The organism is Pseudothioclava nitratireducens, assembly GCF_029210495.1.
Taxonomy (GTDB): Bacteria; Pseudomonadota; Alphaproteobacteria; order Rhodobacterales; family Rhodobacteraceae; genus Pseudothioclava; species Pseudothioclava nitratireducens.
In genome coordinates this window covers 420,629-438,443 of record NZ_JARGDK010000001.1, presented here as the reverse complement: position 1 = coordinate 438,443, position 17,815 = coordinate 420,629, and the positions used below count along the sequence as shown (strand labels likewise).

Genomic DNA, 17,815 nt, shown 5'->3' with positions numbered 1-17,815 from the left:
GGGGGCGGTGGGGCGCGGCACTTTTGGTTCACGTGTTTGCAAGCAGCCGAACCATCAGGCCCGTGCAGAATGGCCCGATTCGCGTGAAGAAACCGTTAGCGGCACTCGGAAACCCGGCTCATGCTCCCTCGAATTCGCACAGCACGCTGACATCCATGCCTAGCCCTTCCAGCAGCTTGCGCCCGCCGAGTTCCGGCAGGTCAACGATGAACGAACAGCCGACGATCTCGCCGCCCAGCCGCTCGATCAGCTTGATCCCCGCCTCGCAGGTGCCGCCCGTGGCCAAGAGATCGTCGACAATCAGGACCTTCTCGCCCGGCGCGATGGCGTCTTCGTGCATCTCCATCACCGCCTCGCCATATTCGAGCTTGTAGGCCTGCGAAATCGTCTGACCGGGCAACTTGCCCTTCTTGCGCACCGGCACAAACCCCTTCGAGAGCTGGTGCGCGATGGCCCCGCCCAAGATGAAGCCCCGCGCCTCCAGCCCCACGATCTTGTCGATCTGTTGCCCGGCCCACGGATGCAGCATCTGGTCGATGGCCATGCGAAAGCCCCGCGCATCCGCGAAGAGCGTGGTCACATCGCGGAACATGATGCCCTCATGCGGGAAGTCGGCGATTGTGCGGATGTAATCCTTCACGGTCTTGCGCGAGTTGTTCATGGGTCAGACTCCGAAACTGGGTTTGGCGATCATCAGCCAGAAGACGGCCATGAGGCCGATGAAAGCAGGCCAGCCAAGCGCGAACCAGAGGCGGTAGTGACGCAGGGCCTGCGGTGGAAGCGGGCGGTTCTGGGCAAGGGCCTCTCCGGCCAGATCGCGGATGCGGATTTGTAGCGATACGACCGGAAGCCAGCAGGCCAGCGCGACCAGATAGAGCGCAAAGCTGGCCAGAAGCCAAGGCGACAGCAGGGAATGCCCCGCGAGATGGGCGAGCCAAATCCCGCTGAACGGCTGAATGATCCCGGCGGGCGTTGTGAAGAGCCAATCCGCGACAACCACGCCAGAGGCGACGGAGTGGATTGTCTCTACGCGGGCTGTCCGCATCGCCCAGACCATCTGAAAGGCGGTGCCGATACCTGTGCCGAAGAGCACGGTGGAGCTTAGGATATGGACCCAGCGGGCCGTGGCATACCAGTCCATTACCGCTCGTCCAGAAGCGCCAGATGCACGGTCAGGAGCGCGAGGATCGGCAGGTTCTTGAGAAGCCCGCCGAGGGGTTCGAGCCACAGATGCGGCGCGAGTGCACTAAGGCCGATCGTATAGCCGAGCACGATCACAAGCTGCGCCCAGGCGATGAACCGGGGCCGCCAATGCCCCAAAAGCGCGATCCCGATCAGGAGGTCGATTACACCACCCGCCCGCGCCATCAACAGCGCAAATCCCTGCGGAACGTCGGGCAAGAGCGCGTAGACCACGCTGTCCGGCGTCAGAATGCCCGCCAGCGCCGAGCCGAGCCAAAGGATTGCAAGCAGCAGCCGGATCAGCGGCTTGAGAAGGTAGAGACGCGCGTGCCAGAGGTCTTGTGTCCCCGCCGGACGGGCCATGACGAATGCGGTCACGCTGCGAGGCCGGGTTTTGACACGCTCCAGCAGCGCCGTCGAATTGGCGGTGACACCTGCCTCGAGTTGCGCCACCGCCGTCGCGGAAATCGGGCCGAAACGGAGCGCCTCGCCGATGCGGCCCAAGCTGCGGGCAAGGCCGGTCGGCAAGCGCAGCACCCGCGCGGGCGGGCGCCCCAACCAACGGCGATAGAGCGCGCCGAGGTCGGATTGGCTCAGTGTCTCCGGCCCGCCGATCTCCCAGATGCCGGGCCCCGGGGGGATGCGCAGACATTCGGCGCAGATGCGGGCGAGGTCATCGGCATGGATCGGGTTGAAGGGCTGCTCACCCGACCCCACGACCGGACGCAACCAGGGCAGCGCCGCAAAGGCGCGCAGGAGCGAGGAGCCGCCATAGGAACTGTCGCCCAGCACGAGGCCCGGACGCAGGATCGTGACCTGCTCCGAAGACCCGAGAGCGGCTTCGGCAGCGCGCCGCCAACGCGCGAACGGGGTCTCGGTGCTGTCGATGCCGACAGCGGAAATATGCACCATCCGTCCTTTGTCGAGCGCAGCCAATACGGCGCTTGGGGCCGCAACATGCACGGCTTCGAACTCGCTCTCCGACCCTGACAGCAGGCCGGCGGCATTGATCACATGAACCGTGCCTTGCAGGTGAGGGCGCCAGAACGCCGCCCGGTGCGTGGCAGGGTTGGTCAGGTCCGCCTTGATCGTGTCGAACCCCATCTCTGCCAGCGCTTTGACCCGCCGCGCCGATGCAATGATCTCGGCCCCTTCGGCGCGCAGGCCGAAGGCGAGATGACGGCCAATGAAGCCGTCCGCGCCGAGGATCAGAACCTTCACAAGACCCGCCCCATGATTGGTTTCAGTTTCGCCACCATCTCAGCATCGTATTTCGCAGGTGCGGTCATGATCGCGCTGTCCAGCGCATGCCCGCAGCCCGCCGTGCAGTCGGTCTTGGGCCCCGCCAGCAACTCTGGCAGCGACGCGACCAAGCTCCGCGCCTTGCCGGCATTCTTGACGGCAACCGCAACGACCTGCGCGACATCGACCGCATCATGGCCCGGGTGCCAACAGTCGTAGTCGGTCACCATTGCGACGCAGGCATAACAAAGCTCGGCCTCGCGGGCGAGCTTGGCTTCGGGCATCCCGGTCATTCCGATCACATCCGCGCCCCAGCTGCGATAGAGGCGACTCTCGGCAAGGGTCGAGAATTGCGGTCCCTCCATCGCGACATAGGTGCCCCCCTGATGCACGGTCACGCCCGTCATCCGCGCCGCCTGGGCACAGGCCTCGGCCAGAACCGGGCAGATCGGATGCGCGAAAGGAACGTGGCCCACCAGACCCGGCCCAAAGAAGGTCTTTTCTCGCGCGAAGGTGCGGTCGATATACTGGTCGATGATCACGAAATCGCCCGGCGCATAGGCTTCTTTCAGCGAACCTACCGCCGAGACCGCGACAAGATCGGTCACGCCTAGGACCTTCATCGCAAAGATATTCGCGCGATACGGCACGGTTGAGGGCGTATGCACATGCCCGCGTCCATGACGGGGCAAGAAGGCCATTCGGGTGCCGTTCAGAACCCCGGTCAGGATCTGGTCCGAAGGCGCGCCGAAGGGGGTCTCGACCTCGGTCCATTCCGCCTGTTCGAGGCCGTCAATCTCATAAACGCCCGAGCCGCCGATCACGCCGATCATCTTGTCCATTCGCCTCTCCATCCGCAGTGCCTCGACTAAGCCTAGACCCGAGAGGCAGCCATGAAAAGGGGGACGGAACGCCCTGTTCGCGGCGGAGTGGATATGTATAAATCGCCGGACGCGCCGGAATGTTCGCCCGCGCGCCGGGAGGGCTTCGGCAATGGATATCAGGCGCGAGAACCTGCGCGGCGCGGCGCTGATGGTGGCGGCGATGGCGGGCTTTGCCGTCGAGGATATGGCGCTCAAACGTGCCACGCAGGAGATCCCGGTCGGCGAGGCGCTGATCCTTTTTGGGCTTGGCGGGATGCTGGGTTTCGTGATGCTCGCAAAACGCGCGGGGCAACGGCTCTGGCATCCGGCGATCCTGAGCCGCCCACTGATCATCAAAGCGGTGATGGAGGTGATCGGTCGGCTTGGCTACACGCTTGGCATCGCGCTCACCCCGCTCTCAAACGCCTCGGCGATCTTGCAGGCGACGCCGCTGGTGGTTGTGGCGGGGGCGGCGGTGCTGTTCCACGAAAAGGTCGGGGTCCGCCGCTGGCTTGCGATTGGGATTGGCTTTCTCGGCGTTTTGATCGTGCTGCGTCCGGGCCTCGAAGGCTTCGTGCCCGCCGCGCTCTGGACCGTGCTCGGCATGTTCGGCTTTGCCGGGCGCGATTTGGCAACGCGGGCCGCCCCCAAGGTCCTGTCGAATTTCCAGCTCGGACTCTATGGCTTCGCTGCGCTGATCCCGACGGGCGTGGTGATGCTGGGGGTAAGCGGCGGCGCGACGCTCCCCGGCCCGGCTGCGACAGGTGCGGTGATGCTGGCCTGCGTGGTCGGCGTGCTCGCCTATTGGGGGCTGACGGCGGCGATGCGGATCGGCGAGGTCTCGGTCGTGACGCCATTCAGATATACGCGGCTCGTCTTCGGGGTCGCGCTGGGCGTGCTGGTCTTCGCGGAGCGTCTGGACTGGCCGATGATGATCGGCGCGGGGCTGATCCTCGCCTCGGGCCTCTACACGCTCTTGCATCGACCGCGCGGGTAAAGGGGCGCTGCCCCCTCTTTGCCTGTCGGCAAATTCACCCCCGGGATATTTCCGGCGATTGGATGTGAACGAAACTTGCTATTCCAATCGCTGCAAATATCCCGGGGGAGCGCGCCAGCGCGGGGGCAGAGCCCCCGGGCCAGGCTAACCGCCAAGGGGGCGCTCGAGTTCAAAGACCTCGGTGATCGCCGCGTAATCACGATAGCCAAGCCGGGCGAGCCGCGGCGGCGGGCTATAGCGCCCGTCATTCAGGCAGTCGTCGCGGATATGGATGCCGACGACCTCGCCATGGATAAGAAAATTCGCGGCACCCAGAAGCGGGATTTCCTGCACGAGCCGACATTCGAGAGTGGCCGGCGCGTCAGACACCCTTGGCACATCTATGCTGCGGCATTCGGCTTTGGTGACACCGGCATGATCAAACTCATCTCCGCCCGCCGGGAGCGGCGCGGAGCTGGCGTTCATCGCATCGATCATATCTGTCGTTACAAGGTTGATCGAGAAAACCCCGCTCTCGCGGATCTGGGCCAGAGTATCCTTCGTGCCGTCCCGATCCGGTTTCGCAGCGGTCGAAGCGAACATGATCTGAGGCGGCGTATAAGCCACCGCATTGAAGAAGGAATAGGGCGCGAGATTATCCCCCAGCTTGCCGCGTGTGCCAATCCACGCGATGGGTCTGGGCGCGACGATGGCGCTGAACGGGTTATGCGGCAGAGGATGTCCCTCGGTAAGTTGGTAGAACATCGCGGCTCCATCGGGTTTGAACCCGAGCCTAGCGCATGCTACCCGCGTGATGAAGGGGAATCGGGGCGCGCGGGGCGGATGTATCAGCTTGAGGAAGAAACCGAAGAGGACTGGTGGGAGGTCGAGGCGCTCTACGACCTCTGCTTCGCGCCGGGCCGAACGGCGTTGTCTTCCTACCGTCTGCGCGAGGGGGTGGCTAAAGTTGCGCCTCTTTGCCTTACATTGCGCGAGGATGGCATCCTTGCCGCTGTGATCCGCTATTGGCCGGTAACGGTTGGCGGGCGGCGCGTGTTGCTGCTCGGCCCCGTCGCGGTGCACCCTACCCGGCAGGGCGAGGGGCTGGGCGGGCTCCTGATGCAGGAAAGCCTTGCGGAAGCGCGGCGCTTGGGGTGGGAGCGCGTCCTGCTCGTCGGCGATGCCCCATACTATGCGCGTTTCGGTTTTGAGAAGCTCGACGATGTGGTGATGCCGCCGCCCACCAACCCGGACCGGGTGTTGGGGCTTGAACTTGTTCCCGGCGCTTGGGAGGGCGTCACCGGCCCTGTCGAAAAAGCGCAGGACTGACTGGTGCAGCCGCCGCACCACCCCCATATTGACCGAAATGGAGGTGCCCGCATGGCCGAGATTTTGCCGCCCGTCACCGATGGAAAGACCAAGGCCGCGCTCGACGCCTTGGCCAAAAGACACCGTGCGGCCTCGGGTGTGGGGATGCAGGTGTTGACCTATCTTGGCGGCACCGCCGAAGGGTTGCTGGCCAAGCTGCCCGCCCCGATCCGTGGTGGGTTGGAAGGCGCAACCGCGCAGGCGCTCGAGACCGCCTTTCATGCCGCCAGCCGGTCGCGCGGTCTGGTCGAGGATCGGCCGGATTGGGTGAATACGACGCTGACCACTGCGATGGGGGCAGCGGGCGGCTTCGGCGGTTTGCCCGGCGCTTTGGCGGAACTGCCCTTCACCGTGACCATGTTGCTGCGCGCCATTCAGGGTATCGCCGCTGAGCATGGCTTCGATCCCGCCTCGGAAGAGGTTCGGGTGGAATGTCTGCGTGTCTTTGCGTCCGCCGGGCCGCTGGCACGGGATGACGGGTCGGATATGGGGTTCATGACTGCCCGAATGACGATCACGGGCGCAAGCCTCAACAGCCTGATCGCGCGGGTGGCCCCCAAACTATCGGCCGTGCTCGGGCAAAAGCTTGCGGCGCAGGCTGCGCCCGTTCTGGGGGCGGTTGCAGGCGCGGCGGTGAACTATTCCTTCACCAGTTATTACCAGGAAATCGCCCATGTGCATTTCGGGCTCAAGGCGCTTGCCCGCGACCTCGAGCAGGACGAGGGGCTGCTGCGCGAGGAACTGATCGCGCGGATTACGCGCAAAACCTGAGCCCTGTCAGTCTGCTGAAAATATCCCCCGCGGAGCGACCCGCCCGAGACAGGTGCGCATGGGTCAGAGGCTTGCGAGATAGCTCATCACCGCAGGGCGTACGCTTTCATCGCCCGCATTGCGCGACTTCTGAATGATCGCGCGCAGCTCGCCAAGATCGGAGCGGCGGATCAGGTGCTTGACCGGGCCGATCGAGGCTGGGCGCATCGAGAGTTTGCGAATGCCGAGCGCGGCGAAGGTCAGCGCTTCGACGGGGCGGCCCGCATCCTCGCCGCAAAAACTCAGCACGGTCCCAGTGGCGCCGCAGCGCGCGATGATGCGCTCCAGGAAGGTCAGGAACGAGCTGTGCAGCGTGTCGTAGCGCCGGCGCACCCGTTCGTTTTCGCGGTCGGCGGCAAAGAAGAACTGCTTGAGGTCGTTCCCGCCGATCGAGATGAAATCGCACGCCTTGTAGAAGCTGTCCGGCGCAAAGCCGAGCGAGGGCGTCTCCAGCATCGCGCCGATCCGCAACTCCTTGGGCACTGGGCGGCCCAACTTGGCCTCGCGGTCGCGCTGGTGCAGGAGTGCATCGCGCGCGCGATAGAACTCTTCCGGCGTCGCCACGAAGGGGAACATCACGCTCAGCGGGCGCCCGTTGGCGGCACGCAGAAGCGCCTGAAGCTGCATCGACAGCACGCCCGGCTTGTCGAGCCCCACCCGCAGCGCGCGCCAGCCCATCGCGGGGTTCGGTTCTTCTTGCGGCTTCATGTAGGGCAGCACCTTGTCGGAGCCGATATCGAGCGTGCGGAAATAGACCCGCTTGTCGCCCGCCGCGTCCATCACCCGCGCATAGAGCGCAGCGAGCTCATCTCGGCGCGGCACGCGCGTTCGGGTCAGGAATTGCAATTCGGTGCGGAACAGGCCGACGCCCGTCGCGCCTGAGCCATCAAGCGACGGCAGGTCCGCCATAAGGCCTGCATTCATCATCAGGCTGATTTCGATCCCCGAGCGATCCCGCGCCGGCTTGTCGCGCAAATCGGAGTAGCGCTTCTGCGCCTCGGCCTGCATCGCGATCTTCTCGCGGAAGGCTTTGGCCACGTTCTCTTCGGGGCGCAGATGGGCAATGCCCTGATCGCCATCCACTAGGATCTGGTCACCATTCAGGGCTTCGGTGGTGATGCGGCTTGCATGGATCACCAGCGGGATCGACAGCGCGCGGGCGACAATGGCGGCGTGGCTGCCAACAGAGCCCTCTTCCAGAACGACACCCTTAAGCGCACGGCCATATTCCAGCAGTTCGGCAGGGCCGATATTGCGCGCGACGAGCACCGGGTCTTCGGGCAGCTCGGCGCCCGTATCCGAGCCCTGACCGGTGAGGATACGCAGGAGCCGATTGGACAAATCATCGAGGTCGTTCAGCCGTTCGCGCAGATAGGGGTCGGGCGATTGTTCGAGACGTGCGCGCGCGGTCGATTGCTCTTTCTCGACGGCGGATTCAGCCGAGAGGCCGCGCTCGATATCCTCGCCCATGCGGCGCATCCAGCCACGCGAATTGGCCAGCATCCGATAGGTCTCGAGAACCTGACGATGGTCCTTGTCCATCGCCGCCGATCCTTCGAGCATTTCGTTGATCTGGTCGCGCAGCGCCTCGATGGCGCGGGTCAGGCGGGCCATCTCGGTCTCGGGATCGTCGCCGACCGGGTTGGTGACAACGACGCGCGGTTCGTGGAGCCAGACGCGGCCTTCGGCGGCACCTTCCTGCCCGGTCGAGCCACGGAACATCACCGGGAAACGGTGCGCCGCGCCAATGCCGTTATTGTTGTCGCCGACGAAAGCGCCCAGTTCGGTCATCTCGGCCAGCACCATCGCCACGACCTCAAGGCCGTAGACCTCGTCCTCGGAGAAGCTGCGCGCCTGTTTCGACTGCACGACAAGAACGCCCAGCTTTTCGCCCACGCGTTGGATCGGGACGCCGAGGAAGCTCGAGTAAATCTCTTCCCCGGTCTCGGGCATGTAGCGGAAGCCCGGCTCCGACGGGGCATCGCCCGTGTTGATCGGGGTGCCCGTGCGCGCCACGCGCCCGACGAGACCCTCGCCCAGCCGCATTCGCGTCTGGTGGACGGATTCAGGCTTGAGGCCCTCGGTCGCGCAGAGTTCGAGCGTTTCGGGGTCGCGGAACAGGTAGATCGAGCACACCTGCGTGCCCATCGAATCCGCGATCAGGTGGGTGATGTGGTCAAGCCGGTCTTGGCCACCCCCTTGGGTGGCCAGCGTGTCGCGCAAGCGCCGCAACAGGTTGCGACTATCGCTTTCGCTGCGATCCGGCATGATGTCGGTTCAGCCCCCGTCTCTCAAAGGGCCCGATTACGATCAGGCCGATTTCTCCAGTTCGAAGGCATCATGGAGGGCCTGCACGGCCAGTTCCATATATTTCCGGTCGATCAGGACGGAAATCTTGATCTCGGAGGTGGAAATGACCTTGATGTTGATATTCTCGGCAGAGAGCGCCTTGAACATTTCGGCGGCGACGCCCGCATGGCTGCGCATGCCGATGCCCACGACCGAAACCTTGGCCACATCGGTGTCGACGATCAGATCATCATAGGCGATGTCGCCGCGTGCCTTGGCCTCTTCCATCGCTTTCTGGGCGCGGGCGACCTGATTGATCGGGCAGGAGAAGGTCATGTCGGTGACCTTGGCCTCGTGATCGGCCTGACGCTCGGAGATGTTCTGAACGATCATGTCCACGTTCACGCCGGCTTCGGCGAGCGGGCCAAAGATCGCGCTGGCGATGCCGGGGCGATCCTCGACGGTCACGAGGGTCATTTTCGCTTCGTCGCGCGAATAAGCCACGCCCGAGACAACTTTCGATTCCATGATTTCATCCTCGCCACAGACCAGGGTTCCAGAATTCTCGTCGGTATCCTCGAAGGAGGACAGCACCCGCAGGCGCACATTGTAACGCATCGCCAGTTCGACCGAACGGGTTTGCAGGACCTTCGCGCCGAGCGATGCGAGTTCGAGCATTTCCTCGAAGGCGATCTTGTCGAGCTTGCGCGCCTTGTCCGAGATGCGCGGGTCGGTCGTGTAGACCCCGTCCACATCGGTGTAGATATCGCAGCGCTCTGCACCAAACGCGGCGGCAAAGGCCACGGCGGTGGTGTCCGAGCCTCCCCGGCCCAGCGTGGTGATCCGGTTTTCCTCGGAGAGGCCCTGGAAGCCCGCGATGACCGCGACCTTCATGCCCTCTTCGAACTTTGCATCGAGGTTCTCGCGCGGGATGTCGACAAAGCGCGCGGCCGAGTGGGCCGAGGTCGTCTTGATCGGCACTTGCCAGCCTTGCCAGCTGCGCGCGGGCACGCCCATCTCTTGCAGGCGCAGCGCCATCAGACCTGCGGTCACGTTCTCGCCCGAGGACACGACAGCGTCATACTCGCGCGCATCATAGAGGGGCGAGGTCTGTTCGACCCAGCCGACGAGTTCGTTGGTCTTGCCGGACATGGCCGAGACGATGACGATGACGTCATAGCCGCGTTCGACCTCGCGGCGCACCTTCTCGGCCGCATTCGCGATGCGGTCGAGATCGGCCACCGAGGTGCCGCCGAATTTCATGACAAGAAGCGGCATCCAGAACCCCCCCTGAGATGGCCCGGTTTCCCGGGAAAAGAATCTGCTGCGTGTTATCGCCCACGAGGCGCGCGTGCAAGAGCAGATGAAGGATTACAAGGGGAAGGCGACCCGCGCCCCGCACCCACGCATCGGCGCGGGTCGCTGGGGCTTTATCGGGTCAAAGGGTCAGACCCATTTCAATTCGCGGGCCATCATCGCGGCCTGCGTGCGGTTGCGCGCGTTCATCTTGCGGGTCAGCGTGCGCACATGCAGCTTGACGGTGACCTCCTGCAAGCCCAGATCGCGGGCGATTTCCTTGTTGGTCTTGCCGGCGCAAATCCCACGCAGAACCTCGCTCTCGCGCGTTGACAGTTTGTCGATGGTGGGGGAGCTTGCCGCCCGCATCAGTTCAATCGGGGCAAAGACCGAACCCGATGCCATCAGCGACACGGCGGAACCGATCGACTTGGCGGGCAGTGTCTTGGGCAGGAAGCCGATCGCGCCCGCCTCGATCGCGGCGCGGGCGACCTCTGGCTTGGCTACCCCCGAGAGGATCGCAACCGGCATATCGGGATGCGACTTCAGCATTTGCTTCAAACCTTCGAGCCCGTTCATGCCCGGCATGTCGTAATCGAGGATTGCCAGGTCGAAAGCGCCCTCTTGCGCGACGATCTGGGCGGCCTCGGTGAAACTCGATGCGGTACGCACTTCACGGCAGCCCGACCCCTTCAGAATAGCCGCGATTGCATCGCGCACGAGGTCATGGTCATCAGCCAGAATCAAACGCATAAGTTGTCCTCCTCTTGCCGGTGGGCGGCCACCGAGAAGTGTATATTTTGTTACCTGGATCGAAATCGTAACTAGACCCTGTTTTAGTCGAGAATATGGCCGCGCGCACGGGCCGTTCCGGGGTCTTTAGGTATGGGTACATATATCCTTTAGGTTAGATGAATATCCCTATGAGCCCGTGTTTAAGCCGCTTGGGTATGCAAATGTGCTTGGGTAATCCTAGCATGGAGGGACCGGAAATGCGAATGTTTACGTCGGAAACGGTGCGCACCGCTGCGCTGCTTCTGGCGCTGAGTGCGAGTGGTGCTCTGGCGCAGGAGAAAGAGACGATTCTGATTGTGCAGGGCGATTTTGACGGCGATGGCGTTGCCGATGAGCGCCGTTTTTCCCGCGATGAGCTTGCGGCGCTGGGCGAAGAGAGCTTCTCGACCAGCACGATCTGGACTGAGGGCGCGCAAGAGTTCGCCGGAGTGCGGCTGCATCGCCTGCTCGAGGCGCTTGCGCCGGACCATGAGGGTCAGGTCGATCTGGTCGCTGTGAATGACTATCAGGTCTCGATGCCCTCAGCTGAGGCCGAGCCGAATGGCGCGCTTCTGGCCTATCTGCGCAACGGCGAGCAGATGACACTGCGCGACAAGGGGCCGGTCTGGCTGGTCTATCCTTACGACGCCTCGGACCTCTATCGCACCGAGGTGGTGTATTCGCGGTCCGTCTGGCAACTTTCGAAAATAACGCTCTCGAACTGACCGCAGGGTCGATATGCCTCTGTTCACACCGCTCGAGAAAGGCACTGTGCAACGCTTGGCCGCGGGGCTGACCGTGCTTGTGCTGTCGCTGTCGCTCTGGGGTCTGTATGTGTTCGGGCGCGAGGTTCAGAAGGAGATCGACGCGCTCGCCATAGCGAATTCCGACAGTCTGCAATGGTCGCTTTCGCAATTCGAGGTCGAGTTTCTGACAATGCGCAGGGCCTGGGACTTCATGCAGGTCGATACGGCTGACCCGGCGGCGGAGTTCCTGCGCCGGTTCGACATTTTCTACAGCCGGGTCGGCACGGTCCTCGAGGCGCGGGGCTTTGCGGAAATCGTCACCGAACCGGGCGTGCGCGAAAAGGCCTCGCGTATTCGGACATTTGTACAAGAGACTGCGGCCCGGATCGACGCATTGCCTGCGCCGCGCGATGCCGCTGCGTTGAAACAGGCGCTTCCTGACCTTCAGGCGCAAATCGAGGAGGCTTCGGACGATGTCCGTGCCATTGCGCTGGAGGGGGTGCGCTCTTTCGCGGCGGCCGCGAATACACAGCGCGAGCGGGTTCACACAGCTTTGCTGCGCCTTGCCGGGATGACGGTGGCGTTGCTGACCGCGCTGACCGGGGGCGGGTTTGCGCTTTGGGCGCTGTGGGTGTACGGGCAGCGTCGCGCGCTTTCGCTGCGCGCCGCGAAGCTGCGGCTTGAAGCAGTGATCGAGACCGCGCTGGATGCGGTGATCGTTGTCGATGACGACATGCGCGTCGTCGAATTCAACGCCGCAGCCGAACATATTTTCGGCTACACCCGCGCGGAAGCGGTGGGTCATGATCTGGCAGAGTTGATCATCCCAAGTCGCTTTGTCGCGGCTCATATGGCGGCCCTGCGGCGGTATCGGGAAACCGGGCTGCGCACGATCGTCGGCACTGGCCTGAAGCGGTTGTTGGCGCGCCGCAAGGACGGCTCGCAATTTGCTGTCGAGTTGTCGATCTCGTCTACACAGATCGGGCGGCGGGAGATTTTCGTCTCTTACCTGCGCGACATCACCGAGCGTGTGGCGGCGGAGCGTGAGCTTGTGACCGCGCGCGACCGCGCCATGGCAGGTGAGCGTGCCAAGGCCGCCTTTGTTGCGGTGATGAGCCATGAGTTGCGCACGCCGCTCAGCGGCTTGCTCGGAACGCTCGAAAATCTGCGTGCGACGCGTCTCACCAACAAGCAGCAAAAATATATTGAGGCGATGCAGCAGGCGGGGGACCTCCTGCTACAGCATGTCAATGACGTGCTGGATGTCGAGCGCCTCGACGCCGGCAAGATGGAGATGTCGCGCCTGCCGTTCGCACCCGAGGATCTGGTGGCAAAGCTGTTCGTGGCCATGGAGTCGGAAGCCGCCGCCAAGGGGAATGCGTTCCATCTCGATGCCGATGCGGACCTTCCCGCGCGGCTCCTGGGCGATTCGACCCGGATTCGGCAGGTTCTGGTGAACCTCGTTGGCAATGCGAACAAGTTCACGGATCACGGCCGGATCACGGTCTCGATCAGCTATGACCGGGCGCAGGGCACGCTCGAATACCGGGTGCGCGATACCGGTATCGGCATCGACACCGATGACCTGCCGCGCATTTTCGATGATTTCGTCTCGCTGCGCACGGAAGCGAGCGGGCGGCATTCCGGCTCGGGTCTCGGGCTCGGAATCGCGCGTCGGATCGTAGAGGCGATGAAGGGCGAGATCGGCGTGGACAGCACGCTGGGAGAAGGGTCGGATTTCTGGGTTCGGTTGCCTGCGCCGATCGCGCCGGGCGGTGAGGCAGTGCCCGAACCCGAGAGCGCGATGACCGGGGCTGATCCCGCGCCCGGCCCGGTCAGCAGCGCCGCGCCCGCCGGGGGGCTGCGTATTCTCGTGGCCGAAGACAGCGATGTGAACCGTGATGTGCTGTGCGAGATGCTCCGGCGTTCCGGGCATCGCGTGGTGGCTGTCACGGATGGTGCGCAGGCCGTGGTTCGGGCCGCCTCGGAGCGCTTCGACGCGGTGCTGATGGATATCAACATGCCGAACAAGGATGGCTTGACGGCCGCGTCGGAAATCCGGGCCGCGGAGGGTCCGAACCGGGACGCGCTGATGATCGCGGTCTCCGCCAATATAGAGCCCGAAATGCGGTTGCGTGCCGAGCTGGCGGGGTTTGACGGACTCTTGCCGAAACCCTTCTCGAAGGCGGCGCTTGACGGTGCGCTTCAAGGTGTCCGCACCAACGCCGACGACCCCGGCACACCCGATAGCGCGGTGCTCAACGCTACGACGCGCGCGGAGTTGGCCGAGGTCCTTGGGCCGGAGCAATTCGCCAAATCCTGCGCGGCCTACCTGACCGAAGGGCATGCGCAGATTTCCGGCCTGAGCCACGCCTTGCGCTCTGGTGAGATGCATCTTCTGGCCTCGGTCGCACATCGCTTTGCCGGGTCCTCGGCGATGATGGGGGCGGATCGTCTGGCTGCGGCTCTGAGGCGGCTTGAGTCGCTTGCGCGAGAGGATCAGCCCGCCCAGACCGCGCAGCCTATGGCTGAGGTGGTCGACCTGTGGCGCCAGACGGTGAAGGCGCTGGTCGCGGACGGCACATTGGACGCCCAGCAGGTCGGGACGGTCGCTGATCTTTAGGGTTAGCGTGCGCCTCCGGGCTGCGCCATGGATGATCTTTCGTTGTCAACATACCCGTTCGATATATCCAGAACCCATTCGGGTATGTGTTGATACTTAAGAAGCTCTTAATGCCCGGAAGAGAAATTGCCGTTAAGGCGTGGTGAATCATACCTTGGCATTAGGAGGAACCGCCTATGCCGTTGGTCCATCACGACACGAAAAATCTGACGAAGTCCGCCCCTGCGGGGCTGTCGAAGATGCTGCACGATGCCATGGCCTCGCTGATGGCGCGCTTTCGTGGCGATGGCGCCAGCGTGAAGGGGGCGGGTTGGACGGATTCGGCGCGTGCCGGCACGACGGCACCCCCGTCGCCGCTGCCGCGCCGGGCAGCCGCGGTGCAAGCGAACCCCACATTCTCGCCCGCGGCTCGCCGAAATGCACGTGCGTCGGATGCCGGCGCCATGACCTACGCCGAGGCCGCGGGCCCGGCCGCTGCGCCGGTCATGCACGCGCTGGATGCCGAGTCGACCTTGCTGACGGTGATGGGCCGTTCTCGCGCCAGTTTGCCTTGCCTGCGCTGGCTCGCAGAGCAGGGCGCAACCCTGGTCTCTGGCAAGAGCTTTGCGCCGAGCGATCCGATCTGGGCTGCGCCGCGAGCTGGGTATGTCATCGTCGATGTCGAGGCGATGGGTGGGATCACTGCGATTGCCTCTGACCTGATGGCGCTGCGTCTCAAGCGCCCCGATCTGATCGTCATCCTCATGTCGAATGAGTTTGAACGGCATGATTTCGGGCAGGAGCGCTTGGCGCTGTGCGACATCTCGCTGCGCCTGCCATGCACCTTCGCTGCGCTCGAATTGGCGCTGGTCGAAGCAGAAATAAATAACTGGGCCTGGTTTGAGCGTCTCTCTGACGCAGCGCATTCGCAAGTCGCATAAACGCGGCTGTTCCTCTCCCTTCGCTGGCTCTGCGTGATTCTATTGAAATTTGCGCAGGTAAGCTTTCACGCCTGTCGGTTGCGTAAAATATACTTGAAGCAGCAGTGCTGGAGCATGAATGTCCGACAAGTCTATTACTCTGCGGGTTTCCGGTTATACGCTTGAGATTTCCGGGTATTCATGTCCCGTCGAAATCGGGTGCATTCTGCAATCCTTTTTCCGAGAAGTATCTGCCTGCACGGCAGCCTTGCGGGGTGATTGCGCCCCCTCTGCGATGGCCACATCAGACGAATTGACTTTGAAGTCTTTGGGAGGAAATGATATTTCGCGCCGGGAAGGTGCGAGTGCCCGTGTCTATTATCTTCATCAAGGACTGCGCGTCTGAAATATACTTTTGCGTACAAATGGCAATCTTTTGGGCCTGCAATATTAAGTGCTCGTTAATTATGGATGGATAAAAAGGTAAATATCGAGCCACTAAACTTATCAATCCACTTAAGCTTCTTTATTGCGGCCATGCCGCGTAACCCCGCACATGAGAATGTTGCGGGGTTATTATATACGAAGTTTGCCCATTATATACTTTTGGCGTGCCGGATATTTAAGGAAGATGAGTTAATATTACCTCATTTAGGAGGTGCGCGATGTTGGGTGCGGGCTCAAAGCATACTTGGATGGTGGAAACCCTGAGTTATCTGGTGGATTATACCGATAACGAGGGGCTGCCCGAGGTCTCCGCGGCTCTCGTAGATGCGCTCGAGGTGATTGCCCCGTTGCTCAATCATCGCCAAGCCCTCGAGCCGCAGCCAATTCCGCGCGAGCCATCGGTGCGATCGTTTGGCGACCAGAACCCGCCGCGACCGGGCGGGCAGGTGTTGCCCTTTCCCGGCCCCGGACGTCGGCGCTGATTGCTGGATCAGTTGGTTTGGCGCTTCGGGATGAAGGGCAGGGGGATCACGGGCACGCCGTCTTCGAGGAGTTTGCGCGCCTCGTCCGGCTTCGCCTCGCCATGAATAGGGCGCTCGGGTGTCTCGCCCTCATGCATCGCGCGCGCTTCGGCAGCGAAATTCAAGCCGACATAATCTGAATTCTGTTCTACATGGTGGCGCATCGCACGCAGTGCCTTTTCGACCTCCGAGGTCGGTTCACCCAGCGGTTGCGGCTCGTCCGTGGTGGCGGGGCTGGTGGCGGCCTTGCGCGCCGGGCGCACTGCGGGAGCCATCAAAGCCTTTTCGACACGCGTCGAGCCGCAAATGACGCAGGCAACATGCCCCTGATCGCGCAGAGAGGCAAAGCTCTCGGCGGAGTTGAACCAGCTTTCAAAAGCGTGGTCCTGATCGCATTTCAAGCTGTATCGGATCATGTCGCGGCCAAACTCGATGATACGCTATCATCTACCCTTCGCGGGTGGGAATGCAAGGGCGGGGCCAAAACGCTCGAGGAGCCGGTCGGCTAGCTCTCCCGGTCCGCCCTCGGGCGAAAGCGGTGCGAGCGCCCTGGCCGCAGCTTGCGCCATCCGGGCCTGTTCCTCGGTGGACAGCGTGGCCAGCGTTTCTGCCAGCGCGGCGGCATCCTGCACCAGAACCGCAGCCCCGGCCGTATCCAGCGCGGTGAAGGCATCGGCAAAATTCGATATGTCCGGCCCGTGCAAGACCGCAGCCCCCTGCGCGGTCGGCTCGAACGGCGTATGCCCGCCCTTTGGCGCGAAGGTGCCGCCGATGACACAGATCCCTGCACTCGCATACCAGTTCGACATCTCGCCCAGCGTATCGGCGAGATAGACCGGCTGTGTGGGCGCTTCGCCCTTGGAGCGGATCGCCACCCCAAGCCCGGCTTTGCGCACAAGTTCCGCCACTTCACCAGAGCGGCGCGGGTGGCGTGGCGCGAGGATCAGCCGCAACTCGGGCACGCGTTCGCGAGCGCGTCGAAACGCCTCGAGGATCAGCGTCTCCTCGCCCTCATGCGTCGAGGCTGCCAGCACCGTTTGCCCGCGTGGCCAATCGAGTGGCGCGCTGGGCGGGGCGAGCGTCACGGAGCCTTTGAGGTTCATCACGGGCAAGATGCGATCACGCGGCAGGCCAAGCGCTGCAAACCGTGCCTCGGACCCGGCATCCTGCGCGGAAAAGGCTGAAATCGTCGCCATGACTTCAGGCCCGAGGCCGATCTTTTGCCAGTTGCGGGCCGAGCCCTCGGACATCCGTGCACCGACAAAGGCGATCGGCAAGCCGGCCTCTGCGGTCAGTCGCAAGCGATTGGGCCAAAGCTCGTTCTCGACCATGATCAGCGCGGCAGGTTCGTGGCGCTCCAGAAAGCGCCGCACGATCCAGCGCAGGTCGAGCGGCGCCAAGCGCGTGGTGATCCGGCGCTCGCGCCAACTCGCAGCAAGGTCCTGCGCGCTCACGGTATTGGTGGTGATCAGCAGATGCAGGTCGGGACGGCGCGCGAGCAGCGTCTCGATTAGCGGGCGCGCCGAGGTCAGCTCGCCGTTCGAGGCCGCATGTAGCCAGACCGCGCCATGTGGCGCATACAGTCCGCCGCCAAGCCTCTGTGCGAGGTCCGCCGTGCCTTCCTGACCGCGCAGCACGCGCCAGACCAGCCCCGCCAGCAGGGCCGGAAACGCCAATGCGATCAGAAAGCGGTAGGCAAGCACAGGCCGATCCCTCGTGGTTTTTCCCCATAGACCTTGCCCGAGCGCGTGATGCAAGGGCTGCGCAGCCTCACGCGCG

The 17,815-nt window shown here is 63.5% G+C and carries 17 protein-coding genes; 7 read left to right on the top strand and 10 right to left on the bottom strand.

Annotated features, from left to right (window positions below):
• Positions 1-118 precede the first annotated feature (118 nt).
• Genes P0X85_RS02105 through P0X85_RS02090 form a run of 4 tightly spaced genes read right to left on the bottom strand, consistent with a single transcriptional unit; the run spans position 119 to position 3,266 of the window.
• The gene (locus tag P0X85_RS02105) at positions 119-661 is read right to left on the bottom strand and encodes an adenine phosphoribosyltransferase (protein ID WP_275807665.1); all 543 of its coding nucleotides are present in this window, start codon (positions 659-661) and stop codon (positions 119-121) included.
• A 3-nt stretch (positions 662-664) separates the two neighbouring features.
• Positions 665-1,141 (bottom strand): DUF2269 family protein, encoded by a 477-nt coding sequence (locus P0X85_RS02100; RefSeq protein ID WP_275807663.1) that lies wholly within the window; start codon positions 1,139-1,141, stop codon positions 665-667.
• A complete protein-coding gene (locus P0X85_RS02095) occupies positions 1,141-2,403 on the bottom strand; it encodes an SDR family oxidoreductase (RefSeq protein WP_275807661.1) in 1,263 nt (420 codons plus the stop codon). The genes P0X85_RS02100 and P0X85_RS02095 overlap by 1 nt, the downstream gene beginning before the upstream one ends.
• Positions 2,400-3,266 (bottom strand): S-methyl-5'-thioadenosine phosphorylase, encoded by an 867-nt coding sequence (locus P0X85_RS02090; protein ID WP_275807658.1) that lies wholly within the window; start codon positions 3,264-3,266, stop codon positions 2,400-2,402. The genes P0X85_RS02095 and P0X85_RS02090 overlap by 4 nt, the downstream gene beginning before the upstream one ends.
• A gap of 151 nt (positions 3,267-3,417) precedes the next feature.
• Here P0X85_RS02090 and P0X85_RS02085 point away from each other — a divergent pair, with 151 nt between their 5' ends.
• Positions 3,418-4,284: a DMT family transporter gene (locus P0X85_RS02085; RefSeq protein ID WP_275807654.1), complete on the top strand. Its 867-nt coding sequence runs from the start codon at positions 3,418-3,420 to the stop codon at positions 4,282-4,284.
• Positions 4,285-4,428: 144 nt separating this feature from the next.
• On the opposite strand, the gene P0X85_RS02080 is transcribed toward P0X85_RS02085, so the two are convergent.
• Positions 4,429-5,028 (bottom strand): flavin reductase family protein, encoded by a 600-nt coding sequence (locus P0X85_RS02080; RefSeq protein WP_275807651.1) that lies wholly within the window; start codon positions 5,026-5,028, stop codon positions 4,429-4,431.
• A 78-nt stretch (positions 5,029-5,106) separates the two neighbouring features.
• On the opposite strand from P0X85_RS02080, the gene P0X85_RS02075 reads away from it, so the two are divergent.
• Both P0X85_RS02075 and P0X85_RS02070 read left to right on the top strand, forming a co-directional pair.
• Positions 5,107-5,592, top strand: coding sequence for a GNAT family N-acetyltransferase (locus tag P0X85_RS02075; protein WP_275807744.1), 486 nt, complete (start codon positions 5,107-5,109; stop codon positions 5,590-5,592).
• Between the two features lie 51 nt (positions 5,593-5,643).
• Positions 5,644-6,402, top strand: coding sequence for an EcsC family protein (locus P0X85_RS02070; protein ID WP_275807649.1), 759 nt, complete (start codon positions 5,644-5,646; stop codon positions 6,400-6,402).
• A gap of 63 nt (positions 6,403-6,465) precedes the next feature.
• Here the strand turns inward: P0X85_RS02070 and ptsP are convergent, their stop codons facing one another.
• The 3 genes from ptsP to P0X85_RS02055 all read right to left on the bottom strand — a co-directional run bounded on the left by ptsP (position 6,466) and on the right by P0X85_RS02055 (position 10,779).
• Positions 6,466-8,709 (bottom strand): phosphoenolpyruvate--protein phosphotransferase, encoded by a 2,244-nt coding sequence (ptsP, locus tag P0X85_RS02065; RefSeq protein WP_275807646.1) that lies wholly within the window; start codon positions 8,707-8,709, stop codon positions 6,466-6,468.
• A gap of 42 nt (positions 8,710-8,751) precedes the next feature.
• A complete protein-coding gene (locus tag P0X85_RS02060) occupies positions 8,752-10,008 on the bottom strand; it encodes an aspartate kinase (RefSeq protein WP_275807643.1) in 1,257 nt (418 codons plus the stop codon).
• Positions 10,009-10,176: 168 nt separating this feature from the next.
• Positions 10,177-10,779 carry a response regulator transcription factor gene (locus P0X85_RS02055; protein WP_275807640.1) on the bottom strand — a complete coding sequence of 201 codons (603 nt, stop codon included), beginning with the start codon at positions 10,777-10,779 and terminating at the stop codon, positions 10,177-10,179.
• A 245-nt stretch (positions 10,780-11,024) separates the two neighbouring features.
• Between P0X85_RS02055 and P0X85_RS02050 the strand changes: the two genes are divergently transcribed.
• From P0X85_RS02050 to P0X85_RS02035, 4 genes are all read left to right on the top strand, one after another.
• Positions 11,025-11,525, top strand: a complete 501-nt coding sequence (locus tag P0X85_RS02050; RefSeq protein WP_275807637.1) for a putative pterin-binding protein — start codon at positions 11,025-11,027, stop codon at positions 11,523-11,525.
• Between the two features lie 13 nt (positions 11,526-11,538).
• Complete coding sequence (locus tag P0X85_RS02045) at positions 11,539-14,169, top strand: ATP-binding protein (RefSeq protein WP_275807634.1); 2,631 nt, start codon at positions 11,539-11,541, stop codon at positions 14,167-14,169.
• A gap of 176 nt (positions 14,170-14,345) precedes the next feature.
• Positions 14,346-15,089 (top strand): hypothetical protein, encoded by a 744-nt coding sequence (locus P0X85_RS02040; RefSeq protein ID WP_275807632.1) that lies wholly within the window; start codon positions 14,346-14,348, stop codon positions 15,087-15,089.
• A gap of 674 nt (positions 15,090-15,763) precedes the next feature.
• Positions 15,764-15,997, top strand: a complete 234-nt coding sequence (locus P0X85_RS02035) for a hypothetical protein (protein WP_275807630.1) — start codon at positions 15,764-15,766, stop codon at positions 15,995-15,997.
• Positions 15,998-16,005: 8 nt separating this feature from the next.
• Here P0X85_RS02035 and P0X85_RS02030 read toward each other — a convergent pair whose 3' ends face one another.
• Positions 16,006-16,452: a DUF1178 family protein gene (locus P0X85_RS02030; RefSeq protein WP_275807628.1), complete on the bottom strand. Its 447-nt coding sequence runs from the start codon at positions 16,450-16,452 to the stop codon at positions 16,006-16,008.
• A 27-nt stretch (positions 16,453-16,479) separates the two neighbouring features.
• Positions 16,480-17,739 carry a 3-deoxy-D-manno-octulosonic acid transferase gene (locus P0X85_RS02025; RefSeq protein WP_275807625.1) on the bottom strand — a complete coding sequence of 420 codons (1,260 nt, stop codon included), beginning with the start codon at positions 17,737-17,739 and terminating at the stop codon, positions 16,480-16,482.
• Between the last annotated feature and the right edge of the window lie 76 nt (positions 17,740-17,815).

Bases quoted from the DNA above. Each gene is read 5' to 3' on its own strand.
- P0X85_RS02105 (WP_275807665.1), bottom strand. From the start codon at position 661: ATGAACAACTCGCGCAAGACCGTGAAGGATTACATCCGCACAATCGCC.
- P0X85_RS02100 (WP_275807663.1), bottom strand. From the start codon at position 1,141: ATGGACTGGTATGCCACGGCCCGCTGGGTCCATATCCTAAGCTCCACC.
- P0X85_RS02090 (WP_275807658.1), bottom strand. From the start codon at position 3,266: ATGGACAAGATGATCGGCGTGATCGGCGGCTCGGGCGTTTATGAGATT.
- P0X85_RS02085 (WP_275807654.1), top strand. From the start codon at position 3,418: ATGGATATCAGGCGCGAGAACCTGCGCGGCGCGGCGCTGATGGTGGCG.
- P0X85_RS02080 (WP_275807651.1), bottom strand. From the start codon at position 5,028: ATGTTCTACCAACTTACCGAGGGACATCCTCTGCCGCATAACCCGTTC.
- P0X85_RS02075 (WP_275807744.1), top strand. From the start codon at position 5,107: ATGTATCAGCTTGAGGAAGAAACCGAAGAGGACTGGTGGGAGGTCGAG.
- P0X85_RS02070 (WP_275807649.1), top strand. From the start codon at position 5,644: ATGGCCGAGATTTTGCCGCCCGTCACCGATGGAAAGACCAAGGCCGCG.
- ptsP (WP_275807646.1), bottom strand. From the start codon at position 8,709: ATGCCGGATCGCAGCGAAAGCGATAGTCGCAACCTGTTGCGGCGCTTG.
- P0X85_RS02060 (WP_275807643.1), bottom strand. From the start codon at position 10,008: ATGCCGCTTCTTGTCATGAAATTCGGCGGCACCTCGGTGGCCGATCTC.
- P0X85_RS02055 (WP_275807640.1), bottom strand. From the start codon at position 10,779: ATGCGTTTGATTCTGGCTGATGACCATGACCTCGTGCGCGATGCAATC.
- P0X85_RS02050 (WP_275807637.1), top strand. From the start codon at position 11,025: ATGTTTACGTCGGAAACGGTGCGCACCGCTGCGCTGCTTCTGGCGCTG.
- P0X85_RS02045 (WP_275807634.1), top strand. From the start codon at position 11,539: ATGCCTCTGTTCACACCGCTCGAGAAAGGCACTGTGCAACGCTTGGCC.
- P0X85_RS02040 (WP_275807632.1), top strand. From the start codon at position 14,346: ATGCCGTTGGTCCATCACGACACGAAAAATCTGACGAAGTCCGCCCCT.
- P0X85_RS02035 (WP_275807630.1), top strand. From the start codon at position 15,764: ATGGTGGAAACCCTGAGTTATCTGGTGGATTATACCGATAACGAGGGG.
- P0X85_RS02030 (WP_275807628.1), bottom strand. From the start codon at position 16,452: ATGATCCGATACAGCTTGAAATGCGATCAGGACCACGCTTTTGAAAGC.